The organism is Listeria weihenstephanensis (assembly GCF_003534205.1).
Classification (GTDB): domain Bacteria; phylum Bacillota; class Bacilli; order Lactobacillales; family Listeriaceae; genus Listeria_A; species Listeria_A weihenstephanensis.
On the sequence record NZ_CP011102.1, the window covers coordinates 2877192 to 2899414 of the forward strand.

The window sequence follows — 22223 nt, forward strand, 5'->3', positions numbered from 1 at the left end:
CATCTTCTCCTTACTTTTTACTACCTTCAAATGGTGGCGTTGTCGCGTAACCATCTCGTGCGATATCCTCGACGAACAGCACTTTTTTTATCGTGCGTATCAGAATGTGGATGTCTTGTTGGATCGACAGCCGTTCCACATAGCGGATATCCCAGACGAATTTCTCCTGCCAACTAATCGCATTGCGTCCGTTCATTTGCGCCAGTCCCGTCATCCCAGGTTTCACAAGATGCCGTCTTCTCTCCTCTTCCGAATAGAGTGCCAAATATTCCACAAGTAACGGTCGCGGCCCAATAAAACTCATATCCCCTTTTAAAATGTTCCAACATTGCGGTAACTCATCTAGACTTGTCTTCCGCAAAAAGTTCCCTAGTTTTGTAATCCGCTGCTCGTCTGGCAAAAGTACGCCTTGTTCATCCCGCGCGTCAGTCATCGTTTGAAATTTGTAGATCCAAAAAACGTGATCTGCTTTTCCAACGCGTTGTTGCTTATATAAAACATGCCTTTGTGTCGCGAACAACGCTAGACTGATCAATAAGAGTGGCATTGAAAAAATTAGAAGACAGATAGAAGCCCCTAGAACATCAAGAACTTGCTTTATGTGTCCATACATTCGCTTCTCCCCCTTTTAGATACACGTTTTTCATTCGCTCCCACATCTGCTCAGATTGGAACTCCAAAATGACGCGTTTTTTGCCGTTAAAAGCATAACGTTCTCGCAAAGTTTCATCGTTTTTAAGCGTAGTAATCGCTGCTTGAATCGCCAAGCTGGATCGCGCTGGAATGAGTATGCCGGTTTCTTGATCCACCATCGCATCTCTAATCCCCGTCACATCCGTGCCAATCACCGCAAGTCCGGCCGCCGCTGCCTCTAAACAAACGTTCGAAAAACCTTCGCGGTAAGACGGAATCACAAAGACATCCATCATGTTGTAATATGGCGCAGGATTTGGAATAAAGCCTGTGACATGAATATTCGGATGGCTTCGAATCACATCCACTGTCTCTTTTTTCAAGCCATGTTGATCGTCGAAATCGCCTACTAATAATAAATTCATGTCTTCTGCGGCGAGAAAAGCTGCAATTAACTCCTCAATTCCCTTGTCTTTCGTAATTCGGCCTGTAAACCCAATCACAAATTGCGATTTATCGAAAACATAGCGAACGGTTTCTTGCCGCTTCACTGTAAAGTCTGCCAAATGAATCCCATTACTGCTCCCTTTTCCTAAAACTTGCATCTTGGAAGTTCCTTGAATCTGCAATGCTTTACACGTCGTAATCAAACTCGGACTAATCGCGATCACTCTCGTAGACAAACCAATGATCAGCTGTTCTATCAGCCACAATAATGTTCGAAGTTTGCCTGTCGCCGTTTCCATTCGCAATCCGCGTAACGTATAAATTCGCGTTTTCGTTCGTGTCAGGAATGCCGCGATACTACCCAACAAGGCTGCTTTTGGCGTTCCTACATTAGAAATATCTGGGCGTACTTTTCGGAAAACACGAATCATTTGTATCAATGCTTTCATGTCTTTCCAAACCGATATTTCCCGCGCCATTTCCACATAATGTACTGTAATCCGTCCATCTCGCTCGAGCGCCTCCGAACTTTTCCCTTTTGAGACGACCAAATGGACATCAAAACCTTGCTGTGCCAAGTAATCTAACTGTCCGTTCAAAAGCCTTACGCTGATATCTGCCGTCACTGCAATGAGTAGCTTCGTCATCACAAGTTCCAGCTATATGAACGCGATTTTTCCAGCGCTTTCTTTAAATCCACTAACATACTGGATTCGTCTTTCAAAATATCGCGTACCAGCTTGCCATTTTCTGCGACAAAGGTTTCATGCGGTACTGCCAAAATCACGACATCCGATGCTTCTAATTCTGGATAACTCGCCATTTCCAATCCGTATTCTTTGGCAACTTCCTGCTCATTCGCCAATGGATCGTAAGCCTGTACCTGCATTCCAAATTCTTTTAGTTCTCCAATCAAATCAATGACTTTCGAATTCCGAATATCTGGCACATTTTCTTTAAAAGTCAAACCAAGCACGCTCACTTTTAACTCACAAATATTTTTCTTTTGTTGTAGCAGCTCTTTCACGATTTCTTGTCCGACAAAACTTGCCATACTATCGTTTACACGGCGTCCGGCCAAAATAACTTCTGGATGGTAACCAACCGATTCCGCTTTGTGCGCCAAGTAGTAAGGATCAACACCGATACAATGTCCGCCGACCAAACCTGGTTCGAATTTCAAGAAGTTCCATTTTGTTCCCGCTGCTTGAAGAACTTCGTGTGTATCAATATCCAGCGCGTGGAAAATACGAGACAGTTCATTCATCAACGCAATATTTAAATCTCGTTGCGTATTTTCGATGACTTTCGCGGCTTCTGCGACACGAATCGATGAGGCTTTATACACGCCTGCCGTCACGACCGAAGCGTACACATCCGCAATAATATCTGTAATTTCCTCCGTTTGCCCCGCTACAACTTTTTGAACCGTCGTAAACGTGTGGATCTTATCGCCTGGATTAATCCGTTCTGGAGAATAGCCTACAAAGAAGTCCTTGCCACATACAAGTCCAGAGTAATGCTCCATAATCGGAACACATTCATCTTCGGTCGCACCTGGATATACCGTCGATTCAAATACCACAATCGTTCCTTTTGCCATGTTTTCCCCAATCATTTGCGACGCTTTATGCAGAATCCTCATGTCTGGTTGATTACTCTCGTTGATTGGCGTTGGCACAGCTACGATGATAAAATTACAACCACCTAAACGTTCCGCTTGACTCGTGAACGCAATATCAGTCACAAATAAATCTTCTGGAGTCACTTCTCCCGTGTCATCGATTTTATTTTGAAGTGCTGCAATTCGCGTTTCATTAATATCCACACCAACGACTGGCATTTCTTTACCAAATGCTACTGCTACGGGAAGACCTACATATCCAAGACCTAAAACACCAAGTTTTAATTCATTCATTTATTTTGTCCCTCGATCCAATTCATAAATTTTTGGTAATGTTGTTCACGTTTTACCGTTAATACTTGTTTGGAAAATTGTAGTGATTTTATATAATTGCGCTCAATTTGTTCACAATACAGCGCATGATTTTCAGATAACCTTTTTATTATTGCGGCTAATTCCGCGTCATTTTCACTTTCAAATTGCATCGCTGGATCAGCCAGTTCTTTCATACCGCCCACCTTGGAGGTAATAACGGGGCATCCCATCGCCATCGCTTCAATCACAGAACGTCCTTGTCCTTCGGTGCGGCTCGGTTGGAGATAAATATCTACATCGGAGAGCCAATCGTACACCTCATGCGCTGGCTTCGTTCCGCAGAAATCAACCATATCTTCCAGACCATTCTCTACTACCATCCGCGTCCATTTACTGCTAGCACCACTTCCAAGAATCCGAAATTCAAATGCCGGAAGCTCATTCTTGATACGCGCTAACGCCCGAATAGCAACATCTAGTCCCTTGTACTGTGAATCAAGAGATCCCATCATTCCAAATACAATTTTTTTATTTAGATCTCTATTTTTTCTTTCCATCAATAATACTGCCCTTGAAGCATCTGGTAATTCTGTGTTGGAACAACTTGTCTCAATGCCTTTTGTCGGGTACAATCTTTGCAGTTCTTTCTTCGTAATGTATAAGGCAAATGGTGCTTCTGCCACGGTTTGTTGCATCGTTCTTTTCGCTAATGGCGCGTATAACTTCGCCTTAAAACTCCCATGTAAACGGTAAGTCTCACTCGGATCGCCCACTACTTCGACGGCATACGGTTTGCCTAATTCTTTCGCCACTTTGACGGCTAGAAAACCAATTTGAGAAGGCAAACGTGCAATAACGGCATCTGCTTGACGTACTGCTTTTCGCATCGCTTGAATCGCGGGATTGCGAGGTATAAAGTAGCCGTAACCACTCGGATTAGGAATCGCTGTAAACGACACCCGCTCACCACTAGAAACACTATATCCCTGCACATCTTCCGTAAGTGGATACAAACGACAAGCCACCGTCAACGTATCACTATGCGTTAAATACCGTTGCCACGTCTCGTAGGGAAAAGCTGTTTTCGACAACACATTATCCCCATCTGTATAAAATTTATGATCATATGCGAATAACCAGTTCACTTGCCATCATCTCCTTCATGCTCTCTGTACTTGTTTACTCGTTAATCCACATATCGCATCAAATAACTCGCTTTCACTAAGTTGTCGATACTCCTCTGATAAACGAATCAGTTCTTTCACATCAAATGGGACCGTTTTTCCCACATGAATCTTCTCCGATATTTGTTCTTGATATATCTCGTCCGCATCTAGTAACTCCTCATGTAACTTCTCACCAGGCCTGATCCCCGACTCCACAATCGCAATATCTTGTACCGAATAACCAGAAAGTGCAATCAGATTCTGTGCTAAATCGATAATTCTCACGGATTCTCCCATGTCCAAAACATAGACATCTCCGCTAGTTGCAAGTGAACCTGCCTGCAGCACAAGTGACGCCGCTTCTGGAATTGTCATAAAATAGCGTGTCATCTCACAATGCGTCACCGTCACTGGACCACCAGCCTTAATCTGCTTCTTGAAAAGTGGTATCACACTGCCACGACTACCCAACACATTCCCAAACCGCACGACTGAGAAATTACAAGTAGTTGCTCGTTCCGCCATCGTTTGAATATACATTTCTGCTAACCGTTTCGTGCGTCCCATGTTATTCACAGGCTTCACAGCTTTATCCGTAGATACCATCACACATGTCTCCACTTGAAAAGCTTCCGCCATATCCGCCACGTTTTTAGTTCCAATGAAATTATTTTTAAACGCGCTTCTGAGTGAACGTTCCATAAGCGGTACATGTTTGTGTGCGGCTGCATGATAGACAATATCTGGCTCATATTTAGAGAAAACATCACGTAGTTCATCTAAGTCTTGAATATCCGCAATAACCGGCTCAATTCGATCACTTTCTAAGTCCATTAATAGTTGATAAATACTATTTTCACCGTGTCCTAATGCAATCAGTTTTTTCGGCTTTAGTTTCAATAATTGTTTGCAGAGCTCCGATCCAATCGAACCACCTGCGCCTGTCACTAACACCGTTTTCCCTTTGATTTGCGATACGAGGAGAGCTTCATCTAGTTTTACCTGCGAGCGTCCCAACAATTCTTGCATCGTAACCTCTTCCAACGCTTTAAAAGAATCGTTTTGCGTGATTAATTCGCGAATACCCGGAATCGATTTCACCAAGATCTGTTTAGCTAAGCCCGTTTGAATGATTGCCTCACGTTTACTCGCATCTATATCAGAAATCGCGATAACAACCATCTGAATATTCAATCTTGAGATCATATCGCCTAATGCTTCTAATCCTCCTAAAACAGGATAGCCATGAAACACCGCGTTCCATTTCGTTTTATCATCGTCCAAAAAACCGGTAAGTGTGTATTCTTCTGGATAATCTCTGATAAAAGAAGCGAGAACGTTCATACCTAGTTCACCCGCGCCAATAATCAGGATTTTTTTTCGTGCGCTAAGAATGTTTTTCATTCGATTTGCACCCTTCACATATTATTTTTGGAGAGCTAATTCCCAAGTTGCTGTTACTTCTTTGTGGTCAGGATCAATATACGTTACTTTGAATGGAGCTGAACCTTTTACCATGAAGTAGCCAGCACCCTTATCCGTTGTTCCCGTTTCGATTTCTTTCCCGTAATTTTCACCTGGGTAGACATCGAGTAATTCGCCTTCTTTGTTCTTCACTTCTAAATTGATTGCTGTGAAGCCTTTTTTATCTGCCGTAGGATTAGATAGTTCGAAAGATAATTTCAAAATGCTGTCCTTCTTGCCTTCTGCTTCTAGCAATTCTGCTTTTGTAAATTCGATACGCAGGCCATCAGCATCTACGACATCCTTAAAACCATATGTGGCTTTACTGTCTGCTTTTATTTCGTTTTTCTTTGTTGTTTCTTGCTTGCTATCCTCATTTTTCTTCGTATCATCAGTATTAGAGCATCCCAGTAAGGTAATACTCGCCACCATGACCATACACATGAGCGTCATTATTCTTTTCATATATCCCATTCTCCTTCGTTTAAAAATGGGGAGGTGACTAAAAAAATCTCAGCCCCTCCCCCCATTTTTCATTACTTATATCGCAAAATTTTATCTAGATGCTTTTTCTTTATTCAGCCGCTGGAGCTTCTGTAACAGTTGTTTCAGCGAATGAGGTATATGCACTGTTTTCTTTCAGTTCTACTTTGATGACTTGTCCTACTGTTACTCCGCTTATGAAGTAGCTGTAGTTTCCTTGGGCGTCAGCTGTGACAACTGTTTTCGCTTTGCCATCAACGCTAATTCTCAACTTACCAGATGGTATTGTTTTACCAGTAACCATTGTGTCTGCACTTGTTAGCGCGTTGATTGTTACTTGACCAGCATCTGCCGCTGAGATGACTGTTCTTTCTACGAAGTCTTCATATTTACCTGTTTCTGTATTTCTTAGCTCGATTTTAATAACGTCCCCTGTTGCTACAAGGCCGATAAGATATGTGTAATTACCTGCTGCATCAGCTACTGTGACAGATTTAGGAACACCATTGATACTAATACGAACGGTTTTACCAGCTGGTGCTTTCCCAGTAATCGTACGATCTGTATCTAAAATTGGGTTCAATGAAAATTCTGCTTTGACAATTTTTTCAGTTGCAAGTAGATATTGTGTACCTACACGTACATCTACTTTCACCACGTCGCCGCCAGTTAAAACGCCTACGTTATAAGAATACTTACCATCAACAGTTGCGACAGTATTTGCTTTCACTACACCATTCACACTAATACGAACGGTATAACCAGCTGTAGCTTCCCCAGAAACAAGGCCCTCTGGTGCTTTTAAATCATTCAGTGTCAATAGAAGACCTGGTATTTCACCAGAAACAACAACTGATTTTGATGTGTCATAAGCTCCTGTCAAGGAATTACGCATCTCTACTTTCACTTCTGTTCCAGATACTAACGTGCCAGTTGTATACGTGTAGTTACCTGTTGCATCTGCTGTTACAACTGCTTTTGCTGCACCATTTATGCTAATACGTAATTTTGCATTTGGTGTTGCTGTTCCTGTTACTTTGTTATCAGCAATCGTCATTTCATTGACTACTAATTCTGTTGCTACGGCATCTGCTACTGTGATACTTACTGTTTTAGCAACATTGGCACCAAGAAGTACTTCTGCTTTTACAACGTCACCTTTCACTAAATAGCTACTTAGGTAACTAAAATTACCTGCTGCATCTGCTGTTACTGTTGCTTTCAATACACCGTTAATACTTACACGAACACGGTGGTCTGCTAGCGTTGTTCCAGTAATATACATATCTGAAGCTGTCATTTCATTTAAAACAAGGGCAACTGATTCTTCTGTAACTACAGTTGTTCCTACATATTTACTATCTGTCAAATAAGAACCGTTTGGTCCAACATATTGTACTTCGATCGTTGTTCCAGCTGCTAAATTCCCTGTGTAGTAGGAGAATGAACCGTCTGCTCCAACTGTCAAAATTGTTTTAGGAGCGCCATTAATAATTAATTTCACTTTAGACGCTGGGAATTGTGACACATCGATTGTTCCTGTAACAGTAACGTCAGAGATTGTCATCGGATTAATTACCGGTTGTGGTAAACCGACAACGGTTACTGTAGTTGCTTCACTTGCTACGCTATAAGCATTTTTAAGTGTTACTGCAATGTTGGAATCAGCTGCTTGTGCAGGGATAACGATAGAGAAATCGCCATTCGCATTCACTACACCAGTTTTCTCTGTTCCGTCTGCTAATTTGACAACAACTGTCATACCAGCTTGACCTTTACCAGTAACTTTTGTGTCTACTGCTGTTACGCTGTTTACTGTTGGTGCATTTGGAGCTACTAAATTAGCATTTAATTGTGTTTGTGCTTTATCTAGATCTGCTTGTAATGCTGCTTTTACTGCTGGATCTGTTACTTGATCGATTAAAGCTTGCGCCGCATCGATTTCCGCTTGTGTCAATCCGATTTTCGTATCACCAGCCGGGTTTTGATAGGCAAATAGGGCGTTTACTGCCGCACGTGCTTTATCTTGTGCTGCTTGTTCTGCAGCTTTTACTGCGTCTAGTTGGTCTTGTGCTTTATTTAAGTCTGCTTGTAATGCTGCTTTTACTGTTGGATCTGTTACTTTGTCGACTAAAGCTTGTGCCGCGTCGATTTCCGCTTGTGTTAAACCAGTTTTTGCATCGCCAGTTGGATCTTGGTTTGCAAATAGTGCATTTACTGCTGCACGTGCTTTATCTTGCGCCGCTTGCTCTGCTGACTTGTCTGCGTCTAGTTTCGCTTGTGCTTTATCTAAATCTGCTTGTAGTTCTGCTTTTTTCGCTGGATCTGTTACTTGATCGATTAAAGCTTGTGCTGCATCAATTTCCGCTTGTGTTAATCCTGTTTTCAGATCACCAGTTGGATTTTGGTTAGCAAATAAGTTGTTTACTGCTTCACGTGCTTTATCTTGTGCTGCCTTATCCGCATCTAGTTGTGCTTGTGCTTTATCTAAGCTTGCTTGTAGTTCTGCTTTTTTCGCTGGATCTGTTACCTTGTCGATTAAAGCTTGCGCTGCGTCGATTTCCGCTTGTGTTAAACCAGTTTTTGCATCCCCAGTTGGATCTTGGTTCGCAAACAAGTTGTTTACTGCTTCTTGTGCTGCGTTTTGTGCTGCTAATTCTGCTGCATTCGCTGCGTCTAGTTGGTCTTGTGCTTTATTTAAGTCTGCTTGCAATGCTGCTTTTTTCGCTGGATCTGTTACTGCATCGATTAATGCTTGTGCCGCATCGATTTCCGCTTGTGTTAATCCTGTTTTTGCATCGCCAGTTGGGTTTTGATTCGCGAATAAATTATTTACTGCTTCGCGCGCCGCATTTTGTGCTGCTAATTCTGCTGCATTTGCTGCGTCTAATTGGTCTTGCGCTTTATTCAAGTCTGCTTGCAATGCTGCTTTTTTCGCTGGATCTGTTACTTTGTCGATCAACGCTTGAGCCGCGTCAATTTCTGCTTGTGTTAATCCTGTTTTTGCATCACCAGTTGGATCTTGATTCGTGAACAATTTATTTACTGCTTCGCGAGCTGCGTTTTGTGTTGCTAATTCTGCTGCATTCGCTGAGTCTAGTTGGTCTTGTGCTTTATTTAAGTCTGCTTGTAATGCTGCTTTTACTGTTGGATCTGTTACTTTGTCGACTAAAGCTTGTGCCGCGTCGATTTCCGCTTGTGTCAAACCTGTTTTCGCATCGCCAGCTGGGTTTTTCCCAGTAAATAGATCATTGACTGCTGCACGCGCTTTATCTTGTGCTGCTTTCTCGATAGCAGCTTTTTCTGCTGCTATGAGTGCATCTACTTGTTGTTGCGCCTTATCAATGTCCGCTTGCAATGCCGCCTTTGTTTTAGGATCAGTTACTTCATCCACCAAAAGTTGTGCTGCATCAATTTCAGCTTGTGTTAATCCTGCTTTTGCATTGTTTGCTGGATTTTGGCTAGCGAACAAGTTGTTTACTGCTACACGTGCCTTATCTTCCGCTTCGATTTGCTTAGGATCCTTTACAAAATAACCACCTTCAATACGGCCAACTTTACTCGTATCAAAGTTTTTTGTGATGTCTGCATTGTTCGTAACAAGATTCGTTTGTTTTGGTCCTGCATAGCCACTTAATGTGAACTTAGCTTCTAAAGGTCCTTGATATGAAAAAGTTGGTTCTTCAAGTGTTGTCTTTCCACGTTCCCATGTGCTAACCCCGATAGTAGAATTGATGACCATCGTTGTCGCAGCAGCTTCACTACCTAACGCTCCATTTCTCGTGTTAGTAATAGAGAAATTGGCACCATCTTCAATAACTAGCTCCTTACCTGTTGTCAAAGTAGAAGAAGTTCCTTGTGAGACAGCAATCAGTGTCGCTCCACTTTTCACAAAAAGGGAACTGTTGTAGAACATCGCTCCTTGCACATCAGTAGCTGTCGATTTAACATCTAAAGTAGCACCTGAATTGATTGTCGTAGTACTTGTATTATATGTCGCAATAGCATCACGAGATGATGTTGCTTTAACAAAACCATTATTGGTGAAATTAACTCCATCCAATCTAATAGCTTGCCCTGTAGTAGAATTTACATCTAGTTTTGCGTCCGTCGCAACAGTTAAGACACTGCCACCTGTCGTATGAAGTGCACCGCGATCTCTGGCATATCCACCACCATCGATATTTACTACTGCGCCACTTTCGATAGCAATATTTTTTGCCCACACGTTGTAGTTGTTATTACCACTAAGTTGCGTAATGTTGTTTGTACCTTGAAAGACAATAGAACCAGCCTCTAGTCTTGCAAAGGCTCTATTACCTTCACCAGTCGCATTATTAATCGTATGCGTTCCAGCTATAGTACTCCATAGGAAACCATTCGTACCACTGTTTTTGATTGTGATATTATTTATTGATGTTTTTGCATTTGCTTTTGTCACACGAATATTTCTAGTATTCATATCCAGAGAATAGCCTTCGCCATGAATGTTTTTCTCATCAATTGCTATACTAAAATCCGCGCCTTCCATTTTTAAATCTGCTTGTAGATAAATATCTGTTGTTGTTGTGTTCTGAAGCTCTGACTTAAACGTAGCCCAGTCACTTACGTAGACACCTACTGCATCCACGCTTGGATTAGTAGTCCCCTCAGTAGCTAGTGAACTAACTGGCAAAGTACTAATACTTGTTAGCACCATTGCACTCGCTAAAAATAATTTTAACGACTTATTTAACACTTTTGATTTTTTTGACATTTTTACTTTTTCTCCCTTCAAACTCTTCTATATCTGGTAACCCATCGTATTATTAGATACTATCCTCCATGTAAGATTTAAGTTTTTTACGGGCGGGGGAACTTATAAACCCGAAGTAACTGTTTCAAAAAGCAGTACTCGATTACCATCTGTCTGTACTATTTGATGTGCTTTTTCTAATTCTTTCAACTTACTTTTAGCCGTCCGTGGTGTAATCTGACAACATTTCGCGAGTAACGTATAGTTCACGAATTTTGGAATACAATAGCCTTCTTTACTTTTCTTCGATAACTTATGAATAATATCTATTATTCTCTCATCACTATTCTTAGTTAACATTTCGGAATATTGAAAAAAATTTTCTTCTAAACGCTTTAAACTATCAATTAAAAGATCTGGAAAAAAAGGGTGCTTCGATATTTCTTGTAATACTGCTGGAGCATCATAAATTTCTAACGTCACATCTCCCAGCGCTATATATTCATAGTTATTTGGCTGAAACACATTATGGAAAACACAGTCATCTTTTACCCAAATCGCATTAATTGCATCTTTATCTGTTTTTTCATTAGTAATTTGTTGAAGAAGCTTTCCCTCTATAATATGAATGATCTTTCCAGATTCATCTAAAAATGCATTTTGCCCATGTTCTAAAATTTTCATTTCATAACCATTTTTATATCTTCGTTTCCAATTAGACTTTTTTAATAATGTTGCTAATAAATTCGGCTCTCTTAGTAACAGCCCGTGGACTGTAAGGAAATCCATCTTTGTAACCTCCCTCTGCTTTAACTACTTAACTTAGTATATAATTTCAATATGTGAACTAGTAGGGTTTCAAAAGCGCTTTTTTCATACAAAATATTTCTTTTCATATACGTATTTTCCTATTCTTAGCCACCACATGTACATGGGCCTAAACACTATCCTGTTTTCTATACTTTTGTCTAAACGGTGAATTTTTTGTTTTCACGTTATACCTCATGATAGCATCCTAATCAGTCGAAACCCTGTATATTCCAGAAAAATTATCATTTTAACAACAACCTTGGAAATTACTTAAATTTTGCTTTTTGATTGCAATAGGACTTATACTTAATCGATTAAAGCCTTATTTAATACAAAGGAGCGTGTATTTTATGGAAAAAATATTAACTAAATCAGACTATAGACAACTACGTTTATTAAGTTTATTATTTTTTAAAAATGAGGTTGTCGCCAAAAATGATGCGGCAGAGTATCTCGAGATCAGCAATCTAACATTGAATAAAGATATTACTGCAATAAATAGCTTTTTCTCTGCGGATGTTCTAAAAATTCAAACTTATAAACGCAAATGGATTTTCCTATCGAGGAATAATCAGACAAACTTTGCCCTAATAACTGCAACTATGATTTATACCAGCCAGGCTTACCGAATTGCGCTATCCACGCTAAATCAGGATGAAGAAACTCCGGTGAGCCTTGCAAATAAAGAGTTTATAAGTAAATCGCTTGCCTATAACAAATTAGAGGAGTTAGATAATTTACTAGCTGAAAATAGATTGATTTTAAACAAAACACCCATTGAAATTTTAGGCAATGAACTGTCTATCAGATTTTTTTATTTCCATATATTTGATAGATCCTATCCTCGCTCAGGCTGGCCATTCCCAGAGATATCACTGGATTCGATCTATACTTATATTTATAAAATAGAAAGATTCATGGGCATTAACTTATCCCCCATCGCCAAAGTAGATTATGCCATCGCTATTAGTGTTCATCTCAAAAGAATCCAAAACGATCACCCGTTAAACCTTACAGAAAAACAACTACTGTATTGGCAACAGATCATAAATTTTTATGAAATCGAAAAGATGGATTTTACTGATTTAGAAACCATCCTTTCACAAGAAATCATGGTAAACGAAAAGTCGATTATTTTTTTATCTCTATTCCTTTGCTCCTTTACCTATTCAAAAAAAGAAGCTTTAGATAAAATTTTAAATTATTACAAAACTTTCCGTCCCATGCGATATAAGGCAGCTGAAGTTCTAGCCGAACTATCTAATGTAGATGAAAAAGATTCGAAATTTCTAACAGCAACCTTACTCGTTTTTTTTGGCAAGTACACATTTATTGGAAAAACAGCCTACATTCTCGAAATTGAGGAACACGAAAATAACAATAAAATAAATCGGATTGATAAGCAAAAAATAGAACAAAAACTATTGGAAGTGAGTGCGTATGCAGGTGACTTGGAATTCATTCGAGATAACATGAAAGCTATCCTACCCTACGTACACGAACTCCTCAACATTGCTTCATGGCTGAGTCAAGAACATGAAAAACTACATGTAAAGGTCATTTCTAAGAACGGCTATATGTGGGAGGAACTACTAAAATACCAAATCAGGCAACATTTTTCTGAAGAGTATCTTATCTTTTCAAATAATGATAATGGTTTAGGTGATATTGATTGTGACTTGATTATCACGGATTTCCCTATCTTAGAAAAAACTGCCGTTGAGATATTGACTTGGAACTCTCCACCAACAGATCTGGATTTCGAGATGTTACGAAAATTTATTAAGCTATAAAACCAAAAGAAGCTTGAATCTCTTGTCATAGATTCAGGCTTCTTTTTGGCTAGCATATATTTTCCCATCCAAATAGTGCAGATTTTTTTCATTTTCTTATATTTTCGTGGAAATAGTTAGTTTCGCAAGTTTCCCATGGTAAATTAAATATAAGAACTCGTGTTAAGGGTTTAACGTTAACAGTCTAAAACGAGCACGAGCAGAAACTGGAGGGCTATGATGCAAGAATTTTTAACATTTTTATTAGACGACACGATTATGCCAATTCGAAATGAAATTTTACATCTTAATAAAGGTGATAAAATCGAACTAGAGGATACAATGAGTCAATCTCGCTATATATTTGGGGTTTCTGACGGAATAATTGCTATACACAAAGACAATACTATCCTTGATTTTGCGGCTACTGATCACTTCATTGGATTCCACACAGATAACGAATCACCAATGTACGGAAAAGTATTATCGGAGGTGGCAACTGTTTGGAAGTTTAACTTACAAGATATCTTCGCAAAAATATCACTTACAAGAAATGGTTTTCTACTATATAATAAGCACGCTATGCAGATACATGATCGCCTACTGAAAAAATTAAGCATCTTAAAATTGAATAATCCTAACAAACTAATTTTATCCCTGCGCTCACTAGTATCACGATTTGGAGAGCCTTCTACAGATAACGAAGCTCGCAGACTCCCACAATGCTTTACGAAAAAAATATTATCTGATTATACAGGAATCAAATTATCTAGCCTCACGCACGCTTTAAATAAACTCCATGATGACGGTAAAATTATGTACAGCAGACGAGTAATTCTTGTTTACATTTAAACAAAACAAAAATGCGAAACCGTCATAGTACGATGGTTTCGCGTTTTTTAATCTATCCTTACATACTAATCATATCATACGATCCCGTCTGCCTTGTCACAACCAATTCAGAACCACCGCCACCACCAGTTCGCTTCATTTCCCGGTGGAAATCACGATGTTGCTTCATCCACACCGTAAACTGCTCCTTCGATGCCCAGCGCGATACATTCATCACCGTCGACTTTATCGCGCCTTCTTTCAACCAAACCTCATATCCTAAAAAGCCTTCAAAATCAGCCATTTCTTCTTTGTGATGTGCGACGGACTGTAGCATTTTCTCCTTATTACCCGTTTCAAATTCTATGCTTACTGTTTCAATATGCATAACATCACCCACTCTTTCTCAACGATAATCATTCTCACCGTTGTTTTCTCCATTCTAATTGATAGCACTTCTCATTGTCAACTTATAAATACGGCATTTTCTATACAAATACGACAACTTGGGTTAGAATAAAGTAGACCTATCTAAATATAAAGAGATTGGAGTGAATGCAATATGTTAATTAAAAACCTCTGTATCCCAAAAGTGAATTTAACAACTATCACTGAAAACGCAACACTCAAAGAAACGCTAGATATTTTAGAAGAAGCTGGCTACCGTTGTGTTCCCGTACTCGATAACAAAGGCGAGAAATTCATCGGCAACATTTATAAAATGCATATTTACCGTCATGCTGCAAACGGAGGCAGTTTATCTGATAACGTGACGAGCCTCATCAAGAACCAAACCAAGCATATCGGTATCAATTCCTCATTTTTCGAAGTTTTCTTCACCATTAAAGAACTACCTTACATCGCGGTTCTCAACGAACAAGGCGATTTCTACGGTATTTTAACACACGGTAAACTACTCGGTGTGCTCCAAGACGCGTGGAACATTGATTCAGGAAGCTACGTTTTAACAATCGCAACCGGCGAAGTTCCAGGATCCCTTACAAAAATCACGAAAATCATCGATAAACATACAACGATCGCTAGTTTGATCACGATGGACTCACAAGCCGAGGACTACATTCGTCGCGTTCTTGTGACATTACCCGCTGGCATTACAGAAACCGAGAAAGACACCATTGTGAACGCCTTAGAACGCAAAGGCCTGCGTGTTATTGAAGTAGAGCATTTAAAGATTCAAAAATAATACTTATATAAAGAACAGGGAAGATACATCGTTATAAAACGGCGTACCTTCCCTGTTCTGTTATTATTCATATTCTTGAAATACTTCCTCTTTCAGGCTCTTATAATCACCGACTTGCTCTATTTCTGGTGATATAAAATCAAATTTCCCCAACTCCCCCAAAGTTTCAAAATCAGTGACTTCCGCTTGTTTTTCGGTAAGCTCTTCTCGATACTTTCCAAATCCCATGCTAATAATCGAACTTATACCATCTGATTCATGTCCCCCTCGTAAAAATACAGTATAGTTCTCATTTTGTTGCAGAGGAACATAGTTTTCAATAAACTCCAAAGCCCCATCTTTTAAGTAATATGGTTCTGCAACTCTTATTCTATCGCCTTTCTTAAAAGAGCCTTTGTAATTCTGAAGCACCTCTAATTCCGTAATCGTACTAGGAATGTCCCCATTATTTCCATCGTATTCACCTATCGAAATATTTCTAATTACTTGAGTCTCCAAAATATCTTCGCTAATTTCTTCTATATCTCCTATTGATTCAGGAATATTATAATCTGCCGAAAGCGAACCCCCGATTTTAGTCTCCTTTGTCACTTCATTCGCATTATCATTAGTACATCCAACTAAAAATAGGGATATCAGCAAATAACATAATTTCATAATTCTATTCATAGAAGCACTCCCTTTTAAATTATACGTCATATTCTAAAATAAACACACTCATATTATAACGTTTAAAAATAAAAACTTCAAATTGAATCGTTTTTTAATATACGCTATTATCCCCCAAAAAATAGTTTTCCAAAACCACTTGAATAATCCTTCATTTCCATCTATACTTATCTTATTGAGAACAGTTTTCAATTACAGGAGGTTTAAGGATGAAGAAGAAAAAATTAACAGCACTTCTACTCGTTGTTTTAACATTAGGACTTGCACTCGCAGCATGTGGCGGCGGTTCTAGCAGTTCCGACGAGGCGAAGACAGAAAACAAAGCGCGGACATTGACTGATGCGCTGGATCGTAAAGTCGAAGTACCAGCAACACCGAAGAAAATCGTGGCTATTCAAAACGCGGGCGAACTATATGCCCTTGATATCAAACCGCTAGCAACAACAGACTATTACATGGGAATCTATCCAGACTTCCTAAAAGGCGTTGAAAACATTGGCGGCGACAAGCCAAACGTGGAGAAAATTGCTTCTCTGAAACCCGATTTAATCATCATTTCTGATTACCAAAAAGACATGCTTACAAACCTAGAAAAAATCGCGCCCGTCTATGCAACAAAATTCGGCGTAACACCTGACGAGCAACTTTCCGATATCGCTAATCTGGTCAATGCTAAAGGCGCTGAAAAAACGTACCAAGCAAAATATGCAAAAGAAGCCAAAGAAGCAAAAGCGACACTAAAAGACGCTAGCATTGAAAATCAAAAAGCTGCCGTAATCCAATTCTGGGGTAAAGAAACCTATATTCATGATCCAATCGTGTTTGATGGCCTTTATACCGGCGCTGGTTTTACACCAACAGAAGCAGCCAAAAAGAACAATGAAACAAAAGCAATCTCTGCAGAAGCAGTACCCGCCTATGTTGGCGACGCTGATCAATTATTCATTTTAACACCTGAAGGCAAAACAACCGATGAAGTCAGCAATCTCTTATCTGGCATTTGGAAAGACATCCCAGCAATTAAAGGGAAGCATGTCTATCTTGTTGACAACGACAAATGGAGCAATTACACAGCCCCATCAAGAGAATACCAAATGCAAGACGTCATCGATAAATTAACGAAAAACTAAATACCAAAAAGGATTAGATACGCCCCCAAAACGTATCTAATCCTTTTTAATTGTTTAATAGTTGATAAATATGATTGTTTACCTTACCAAACGACTTAATATTATTTTGAATGTTTGACAACAAGACAACAACCGTTTTTCCGCTGTGGCTAAAACTATTGGAAACGTTCCAGCCACTCAGAACCCCGTGACTATTATAACTCCCCGGATCGGCATAAAATCCCATCCCATAGCCCGACGTACTTCCAGCCGTAAACATCTTCTCGAAACTCGCGTCATTGATCAACTTTCGATCAGACAAAGCGCGATCAAATAAATACATATCGTTCGCTGTCATATACATATCGCCACACCCATAAAGCTGCGATAAATCTGGCAAATACGGCGTCTTGTACGTCCCATCATTCTGAATACTGTATCCAACAGACGGCTTCTTTTGCTTATCAAACGTCGTATAAAAACCCGAATGTGTCATACCCGCTGGTTCAAAAATATTTTTTTGAATATACGTATCCAGCTTCTCTCCACTTAACTGCTCGACAATATATCCAAGCACACTATAGTTCGAATCATTGTAATCCCATTTACCCGGCTGACGCTTGATCCCCTGCGCCTCAATGTCCTTAATCAAATCTGCTGGTGTAATTTTCACATTGTCCTCCGTATGTCCGACAATCCCGGACGTATGATTCAGCAAATTTCTAAGCGTGATCGTCTGTCCATTCGGAAAATCTGGTAAATACGTTGACACCGGGTCATCCACATCAAGCTTCCCCTTCTCCGCCAACTGCAAAATCGCCGTTGCAATCACCGCTTTTTGAGAAGAACCGATATAATACACCGTATCAGGGGTATTCGCTACATCCGTTTCCCGATTCGCGACTTTATACCCCTTATTCAGAACAATCTTGCCCTCACGGTAGACCAGCGCCGTCCCACTAAAGCCAATGCCCTCCAGATACGTATCAATCGCCGTATTATCAACAACAGTAGGCGTTTCCTTCACCACTGGCTTGGCTGGCATTTTCGGCTTACTCGGCGCTTTTGCAACACTATCCGTCTTCGCAACCTCTTTATTTTCCAACTCTTCCGGCGTTATCATTTTCACCGCAATAAATATGACCGCAAGCAACGCGAAAATTAAACCAATACCAATATAAAAATCACGTTTCTTTTTGCTGCGCCGTTTGGAGGATCGACTCATTTCTCGATTTGCCATAATTGCCCTCATTTCCAAATAAAATGGCTCGCTTCGTCCCCACGAATTTTAAAAAAATACGATTCCCCAATGCACAACTCCTAATCAAAATATTAGACCATTTCCGCCTGAATTGCAACCACCTCTTCGAATAATTTTGTATATAACTATTTTGGTGTTAAAATAGAATTGCAAGGAGATCTTAACCAGTTCAATCTAGGTTTACGCCCCATTTTATCAGGGTATTGTACCTAAGTATGTGTGATTTAGAAATAAGAGAAAGAAGGAGATTAGAGTTATGGTACAAATTACAAAAGGTAAATTTGATGGTTTACAACGACTTTCCAACGATAAAGGAATTATCGCAGCACTTGCGATCGACCAACGCGGTTCATTGAAAAAAATGATCCAAGAAGCAAAAGGTTCCGAGAGCGATAAAGATGTTGAGGATTTCAAACAACTCGTTTCCGAAGAATTAACACCATACGCATCAGCAATCCTACTAGATCTTCAATATGGTACACCCGCGATTAAAGCTCGTAATGAGAATTGTGGCCTCCTAACCTCTTATGAAAAAACTGGCTATGACGCAACAACTCCTGGTAAACTTCCAGATTTAATACCTGACTTATCCGCGCTACGTATTAAAGAAAGCGGCGGCGATGCAGTTAAAATTTTAGTATATTATGATCCAGATGAGCCTGCTGAAATCAACGAAATTAAATACGCGTTCCTAGAAAGAATCGGCGCTGAATGTAAAGAAGTCGATATCCCGTTTTTCTTAGAACCTATTACGTATGATGCAAAAGTAACGGATTCAGCAAGCGCCGAATATGCGAAACTGAAACCTGCGAAAGTCAAAGCATCGATCAAAGAATTCTCCAAACCGCGTTATGGTGTGGATGTACTTAAACTCGAGGTTCCAGTGAACTTCAAATATGTAGAAGGCTTCACGGATGGCGAAACCGTTTATACGAAAGAAGAAGCTGGACGCCATTTTGAAGAATGTTCCGATTTAAGCCCACTACCATTCATTTATTTAAGTGCTGGCGTGACGGCGGAACTTTTCCATAAAACGATTGCCTTTGCGAATGAACATAAAGTGCAATACAGCGGCGTGCTTTGTGGCCGGGCAACTTGGAAAGATGGTATTGAAGTCTACGGCAAACAAGGCGACGATGCATTGCGCGAATGGTTACGTACGCAAGGTAAGGAAAATATCACATCGCTTGACGGCTTGCTAAACGCTGGAGCATCTCCATGGTGGTCTAAATATGGTTCATTTGAAGATGTACATGTCGTTGAAAAATAAGACTTACTCTAAAAACAGCGTGTATTGATTAAAATCAATACACGCTGTTTTTATGTGCCATTTAGTTAATAACGTTAACCGTAACACGACCTAATTCTTTGTATTGTGCATCAACGGCTACTACTTCCACTAAATCCGTTGTTGCTTTAATAAAACCATTCGCATACGTTAAGTTATACGTACCATCCGCATTTGCAATAGCTTGTTTCGCGACTTTGCCATTCACCCATAGACGAACTTTATCTACATCGGATCTACAAGTTCCGGCAATCTCGATATCGGTACCCAATTTAAAGTTCGTTGGCGCAGTAACCGCCACTCCATCAAAACCAGTACGTACGACAGCAATACGATTTAATTCTTTGTACTGTGCATCTACGGCTACTACTTCTACAACATCTGTTTTATTTTTGATGAAACTTGCAGCATTCGCAAACGTATAATTTCCATTGCTTGTTGATGCTTGTGCTACAACGACACCATTCACCCATAAACGGACTTTGCTAACATCTTTCCCGTATGTCCCTGTCAATGTTGCATCATCTTTTGCGTAGGGTACGACTGTCAATGCTTTATCGATAACTATCGCACCTTGCATTGTCACAGTAATACGACCTAACTCTTTGTAAGCATTATCCACGCCTACGATTTCTACCTTATCCGAAGCCGATTTAATAAAGCTAGATGCATTTGCAAAAGTATATGTGCCATCCGCGTTTAATGTTGCTTGCATCACAGCTAGACCATTCACCCACAAGCGGACTTTAGGAACATCTTTGCCATATTTACCAGTTAGTTGAGCGTCGCCTACAGTATATACATTAGCTGTCAAACTGTAATCTTTTGCTACTGGAATTGTAGTAGATGCCTGCGAGGTCTTGCCATTGGACTCTTTCGTTACAGTTGCTGAAATCACCGAACCACCAGCTTGCTTTTCAACATTAAAGAAATAAGTCCCGTCACTCGCTACTTTGCCTGTTGTTATTGTTTTTTCGCCATTTTTAATAACTACAGTTGCATTTGGCTCACCTGTTCCAGAAATGCTTGTAGAATCGCTTGTCATTGCTACAATGGTAGTTGTTGCGATATTTTCATCTTTGACTACGGTACTTGCCACAGAAGTTTTGCCATTCGCTAATTTTGTAACGCTCGCTGTAATTGTCACGCCACCAGCTTGTTTAGGTATGCTAATCGAATAACTCCCATTGCTATTTACTTTTCCTGTTGCTATGACTGCTACACCATTTTTAATGACAACATCCGCATTTGGCTCACCTGTTCCAAAAACGCTTGTAGACTCGCTTGTCAAAGCATCAATTGTTGTCGTCACTATTTTGCTAAACTCTTCGCTTGCTCTTGATACATCCATTTGCAAATCTGTTTTCGTTGTACTTGCTGGTAATGCGTTCACTTTCGCGTCCGCCTCATCAATCATCGCCTGTGTTGTGTCCTCTTTTAATTTACTGTTTGTAGGAGCATCTGCGAATAGATTGTTTACAGCACTTGTAGCTTCTGCCAATTTCAGTGCCGCTTCCTTCTCCCGATCAGTCAGTGCTTTTTGCGCTGCATCCAAATCTGCTTGTAACTCCTTCTTTAGATCAGCATATGCTACATTATTATTTATCAAAACTTGTGCTGCATCAATATCCGCTTGCGTCACTCCCGCCTTGATACCTAGCGCCTTATCCCCATCGTTGAAAAGATTATTTACTGCTTTTTGCGCAACACTCTCTGCATCAGTAGGGACATGGAAGTTAAATGATACTAGACTTCCTAAATTATAGGTATAGATTGTAAACGTTACCGTCTCCCCTTTAGCGTTATGGAGCTTCGTTTTTGCTACAATATCTCCATTTTCATCTGTTGTATAGGTAAACATACTATCAGGGACTGCATAATTAATACCCCCAACAGCATAAAAAGCTCCTCCCATCGACATAGATAGGATGTCAATTCTGTATCCCGAAGCAACCGCCTTATCAAGTATAATAGTCAACTCTCCGTCATTTGATGCAGAAACATCTTTAATAGATAGTCTAGCCTTCTCTGCTGCAGTCAAATCCGTTTCCGCTGCATGTGTCCCAATAGGTAATGTACTAATCACCGTACTTGCTAATACGTTTGTTGCTAGAATAACTGTAGCTACTTTTTTAATGTTCTTGTTCATCTAATAAATCCCTCCATTTTTGTAGTTCTTATTCATATGATACAGTCTCAAAAAAGCCATGCTCCTAGCAGGATACTTCATTTTCGGGCTAGTCCCCTCTCTTTCTATATTATTCACTATCCCGCTAAAAATTGTTATGTAATCTTGCTGCTATTTTAAACTAAATCGCTTTATTATATGTATCACTCGTGAATTATAACATCCAGATAAGATTTAAAAATACAATATTTCCTGTATAAAGATATATATTGTGACTATTTTAT

General features: G+C 39.9%; 17 protein-coding genes. 5 read left to right on the forward strand and 12 right to left on the reverse strand.

The features are described 5' to 3' along the window. Positions 1-10 precede the first annotated feature (10 nt). From UE46_RS13890 to UE46_RS13925, 8 genes are all read right to left on the reverse strand, one after another. Positions 11-613, reverse strand: a complete 603-nt coding sequence (locus UE46_RS13890; RefSeq protein ID WP_118907717.1) for a sugar transferase — start codon at positions 611-613, stop codon at positions 11-13. Then, complete coding sequence (locus UE46_RS13895; RefSeq protein ID WP_051492846.1) at positions 585-1727, reverse strand: glycosyltransferase family 4 protein; 1143 nt, start codon at positions 1725-1727, stop codon at positions 585-587. Before UE46_RS13895 ends, UE46_RS13890 begins: the two co-directional genes overlap by 29 nt. Further along, positions 1727-2998, reverse strand: a complete 1272-nt coding sequence (locus UE46_RS13900; RefSeq protein ID WP_036059892.1) for a nucleotide sugar dehydrogenase — start codon at positions 2996-2998, stop codon at positions 1727-1729. The genes UE46_RS13895 and UE46_RS13900 overlap by 1 nt, the downstream gene beginning before the upstream one ends. After that, a complete protein-coding gene (locus UE46_RS13905) occupies positions 2995-4164 on the reverse strand; it encodes a glycosyltransferase (protein WP_036059890.1) in 1170 nt (389 codons plus the stop codon). Before UE46_RS13905 ends, UE46_RS13900 begins: the two co-directional genes overlap by 4 nt. 15 nt (positions 4165-4179) lie before the next feature. Continuing rightward, on the reverse strand, positions 4180-5589 hold the full coding sequence (locus tag UE46_RS13910) for a polysaccharide biosynthesis protein (protein WP_118907718.1): 1410 nt from the start codon (positions 5587-5589) through the stop codon (positions 4180-4182). Between the two features lie 21 nt (positions 5590-5610). Further along, positions 5611-6114 carry a hypothetical protein gene (locus tag UE46_RS13915; RefSeq protein WP_036059888.1) on the reverse strand — a complete coding sequence of 168 codons (504 nt, stop codon included), beginning with the start codon at positions 6112-6114 and terminating at the stop codon, positions 5611-5613. Between the two features lie 109 nt (positions 6115-6223). Continuing rightward, positions 6224-10888, reverse strand: coding sequence for a toxin Cry1Ac domain D-VI-related protein (locus tag UE46_RS13920; protein ID WP_036059886.1), 4665 nt, complete (start codon positions 10886-10888; stop codon positions 6224-6226). A gap of 102 nt (positions 10889-10990) precedes the next feature. Continuing rightward, the gene (locus UE46_RS13925; RefSeq protein ID WP_118907719.1) at positions 10991-11656 is read right to left on the reverse strand and encodes a Crp/Fnr family transcriptional regulator; all 666 of its coding nucleotides are present in this window, start codon (positions 11654-11656) and stop codon (positions 10991-10993) included. 371 nt (positions 11657-12027) lie between these two features. On the opposite strand from UE46_RS13925, the gene UE46_RS13930 reads away from it, so the two are divergent. Then, positions 12028-13470 carry a helix-turn-helix domain-containing protein gene (locus tag UE46_RS13930; RefSeq protein ID WP_036059882.1) on the forward strand — a complete coding sequence of 481 codons (1443 nt, stop codon included), beginning with the start codon at positions 12028-12030 and terminating at the stop codon, positions 13468-13470. A gap of 216 nt (positions 13471-13686) precedes the next feature. Beyond that, positions 13687-14301: a cyclic nucleotide-binding domain-containing protein gene (locus UE46_RS13935; RefSeq protein WP_143812893.1), complete on the forward strand. Its 615-nt coding sequence runs from the start codon at positions 13687-13689 to the stop codon at positions 14299-14301. Positions 14302-14359: 58 nt separating this feature from the next. On the opposite strand, the gene UE46_RS13940 is transcribed toward UE46_RS13935, so the two are convergent. Next, positions 14360-14668: an antibiotic biosynthesis monooxygenase family protein gene (locus tag UE46_RS13940; protein ID WP_036059878.1), complete on the reverse strand. Its 309-nt coding sequence runs from the start codon at positions 14666-14668 to the stop codon at positions 14360-14362. 174 nt (positions 14669-14842) lie between these two features. Between UE46_RS13940 and cbpA the strand changes: the two genes are divergently transcribed. Beyond that, a complete protein-coding gene (cbpA, locus tag UE46_RS13945; protein WP_036059875.1) occupies positions 14843-15484 on the forward strand; it encodes a cyclic di-AMP binding protein CbpA in 642 nt (213 codons plus the stop codon). Between the two features lie 63 nt (positions 15485-15547). On the opposite strand, the gene UE46_RS13950 is transcribed toward cbpA, so the two are convergent. Next, positions 15548-16153: a hypothetical protein gene (locus tag UE46_RS13950; RefSeq protein WP_036059873.1), complete on the reverse strand. Its 606-nt coding sequence runs from the start codon at positions 16151-16153 to the stop codon at positions 15548-15550. Between the two features lie 209 nt (positions 16154-16362). On the opposite strand from UE46_RS13950, the gene UE46_RS13955 reads away from it, so the two are divergent. Then, positions 16363-17283 (forward strand): ABC transporter substrate-binding protein, encoded by a 921-nt coding sequence (locus tag UE46_RS13955; protein ID WP_036059872.1) that lies wholly within the window; start codon positions 16363-16365, stop codon positions 17281-17283. 46 nt (positions 17284-17329) lie between these two features. Here the strand turns inward: UE46_RS13955 and UE46_RS13960 are convergent, their stop codons facing one another. Next, positions 17330-18502 carry a serine hydrolase domain-containing protein gene (locus UE46_RS13960; RefSeq protein ID WP_118907720.1) on the reverse strand — a complete coding sequence of 391 codons (1173 nt, stop codon included), beginning with the start codon at positions 18500-18502 and terminating at the stop codon, positions 17330-17332. Positions 18503-18779: 277 nt separating this feature from the next. Between UE46_RS13960 and UE46_RS13965 the strand changes: the two genes are divergently transcribed. Continuing rightward, positions 18780-19793: a tagatose-bisphosphate aldolase gene (locus UE46_RS13965; protein ID WP_036059871.1), complete on the forward strand. Its 1014-nt coding sequence runs from the start codon at positions 18780-18782 to the stop codon at positions 19791-19793. 61 nt (positions 19794-19854) lie between these two features. On the opposite strand, the gene UE46_RS13970 is transcribed toward UE46_RS13965, so the two are convergent. After that, complete coding sequence (locus tag UE46_RS13970; protein ID WP_036059870.1) at positions 19855-21960, reverse strand: immunoglobulin-like domain-containing protein; 2106 nt, start codon at positions 21958-21960, stop codon at positions 19855-19857. Positions 21961-22223 lie beyond the last annotated feature (263 nt).

What these genes read in the sequence shown, in the direction of transcription:
- UE46_RS13890 (WP_118907717.1), bottom strand. Translation starts at nt 613, where the DNA reads ATGTATGGACACATAAAGCAAGTTCTTGATGTTCTAGGGGCTTCTATC.
- UE46_RS13895 (WP_051492846.1), bottom strand. Translation starts at nt 1,727, where the DNA reads ATGACGAAGCTACTCATTGCAGTGACGGCAGATATCAGCGTAAGGCTT.
- UE46_RS13900 (WP_036059892.1), bottom strand. Translation starts at nt 2,998, where the DNA reads ATGAATGAATTAAAACTTGGTGTTTTAGGTCTTGGATATGTAGGTCTT.
- UE46_RS13910 (WP_118907718.1), bottom strand. Translation starts at nt 5,589, where the DNA reads ATGAAAAACATTCTTAGCGCACGAAAAAAAATCCTGATTATTGGCGCG.
- UE46_RS13915 (WP_036059888.1), bottom strand. Translation starts at nt 6,114, where the DNA reads ATGAAAAGAATAATGACGCTCATGTGTATGGTCATGGTGGCGAGTATT.
- UE46_RS13920 (WP_036059886.1), bottom strand. Translation starts at nt 10,888, where the DNA reads ATGTCAAAAAAATCAAAAGTGTTAAATAAGTCGTTAAAATTATTTTTA.
- UE46_RS13925 (WP_118907719.1), bottom strand. Translation starts at nt 11,656, where the DNA reads ATGGATTTCCTTACAGTCCACGGGCTGTTACTAAGAGAGCCGAATTTA.
- UE46_RS13930 (WP_036059882.1), top strand. Translation starts at nt 12,028, where the DNA reads ATGGAAAAAATATTAACTAAATCAGACTATAGACAACTACGTTTATTA.
- UE46_RS13935 (WP_143812893.1), top strand. Translation starts at nt 13,687, where the DNA reads ATGATGCAAGAATTTTTAACATTTTTATTAGACGACACGATTATGCCA.
- UE46_RS13940 (WP_036059878.1), bottom strand. Translation starts at nt 14,668, where the DNA reads ATGCATATTGAAACAGTAAGCATAGAATTTGAAACGGGTAATAAGGAG.
- cbpA (WP_036059875.1), top strand. Translation starts at nt 14,843, where the DNA reads ATGTTAATTAAAAACCTCTGTATCCCAAAAGTGAATTTAACAACTATC.
- UE46_RS13950 (WP_036059873.1), bottom strand. Translation starts at nt 16,153, where the DNA reads ATGAATAGAATTATGAAATTATGTTATTTGCTGATATCCCTATTTTTA.
- UE46_RS13955 (WP_036059872.1), top strand. Translation starts at nt 16,363, where the DNA reads ATGAAGAAGAAAAAATTAACAGCACTTCTACTCGTTGTTTTAACATTA.
- UE46_RS13960 (WP_118907720.1), bottom strand. Translation starts at nt 18,502, where the DNA reads ATGGCAAATCGAGAAATGAGTCGATCCTCCAAACGGCGCAGCAAAAAG.
- UE46_RS13965 (WP_036059871.1), top strand. Translation starts at nt 18,780, where the DNA reads ATGGTACAAATTACAAAAGGTAAATTTGATGGTTTACAACGACTTTCC.
- UE46_RS13970 (WP_036059870.1), bottom strand. Translation starts at nt 21,960, where the DNA reads ATGAACAAGAACATTAAAAAAGTAGCTACAGTTATTCTAGCAACAAAC.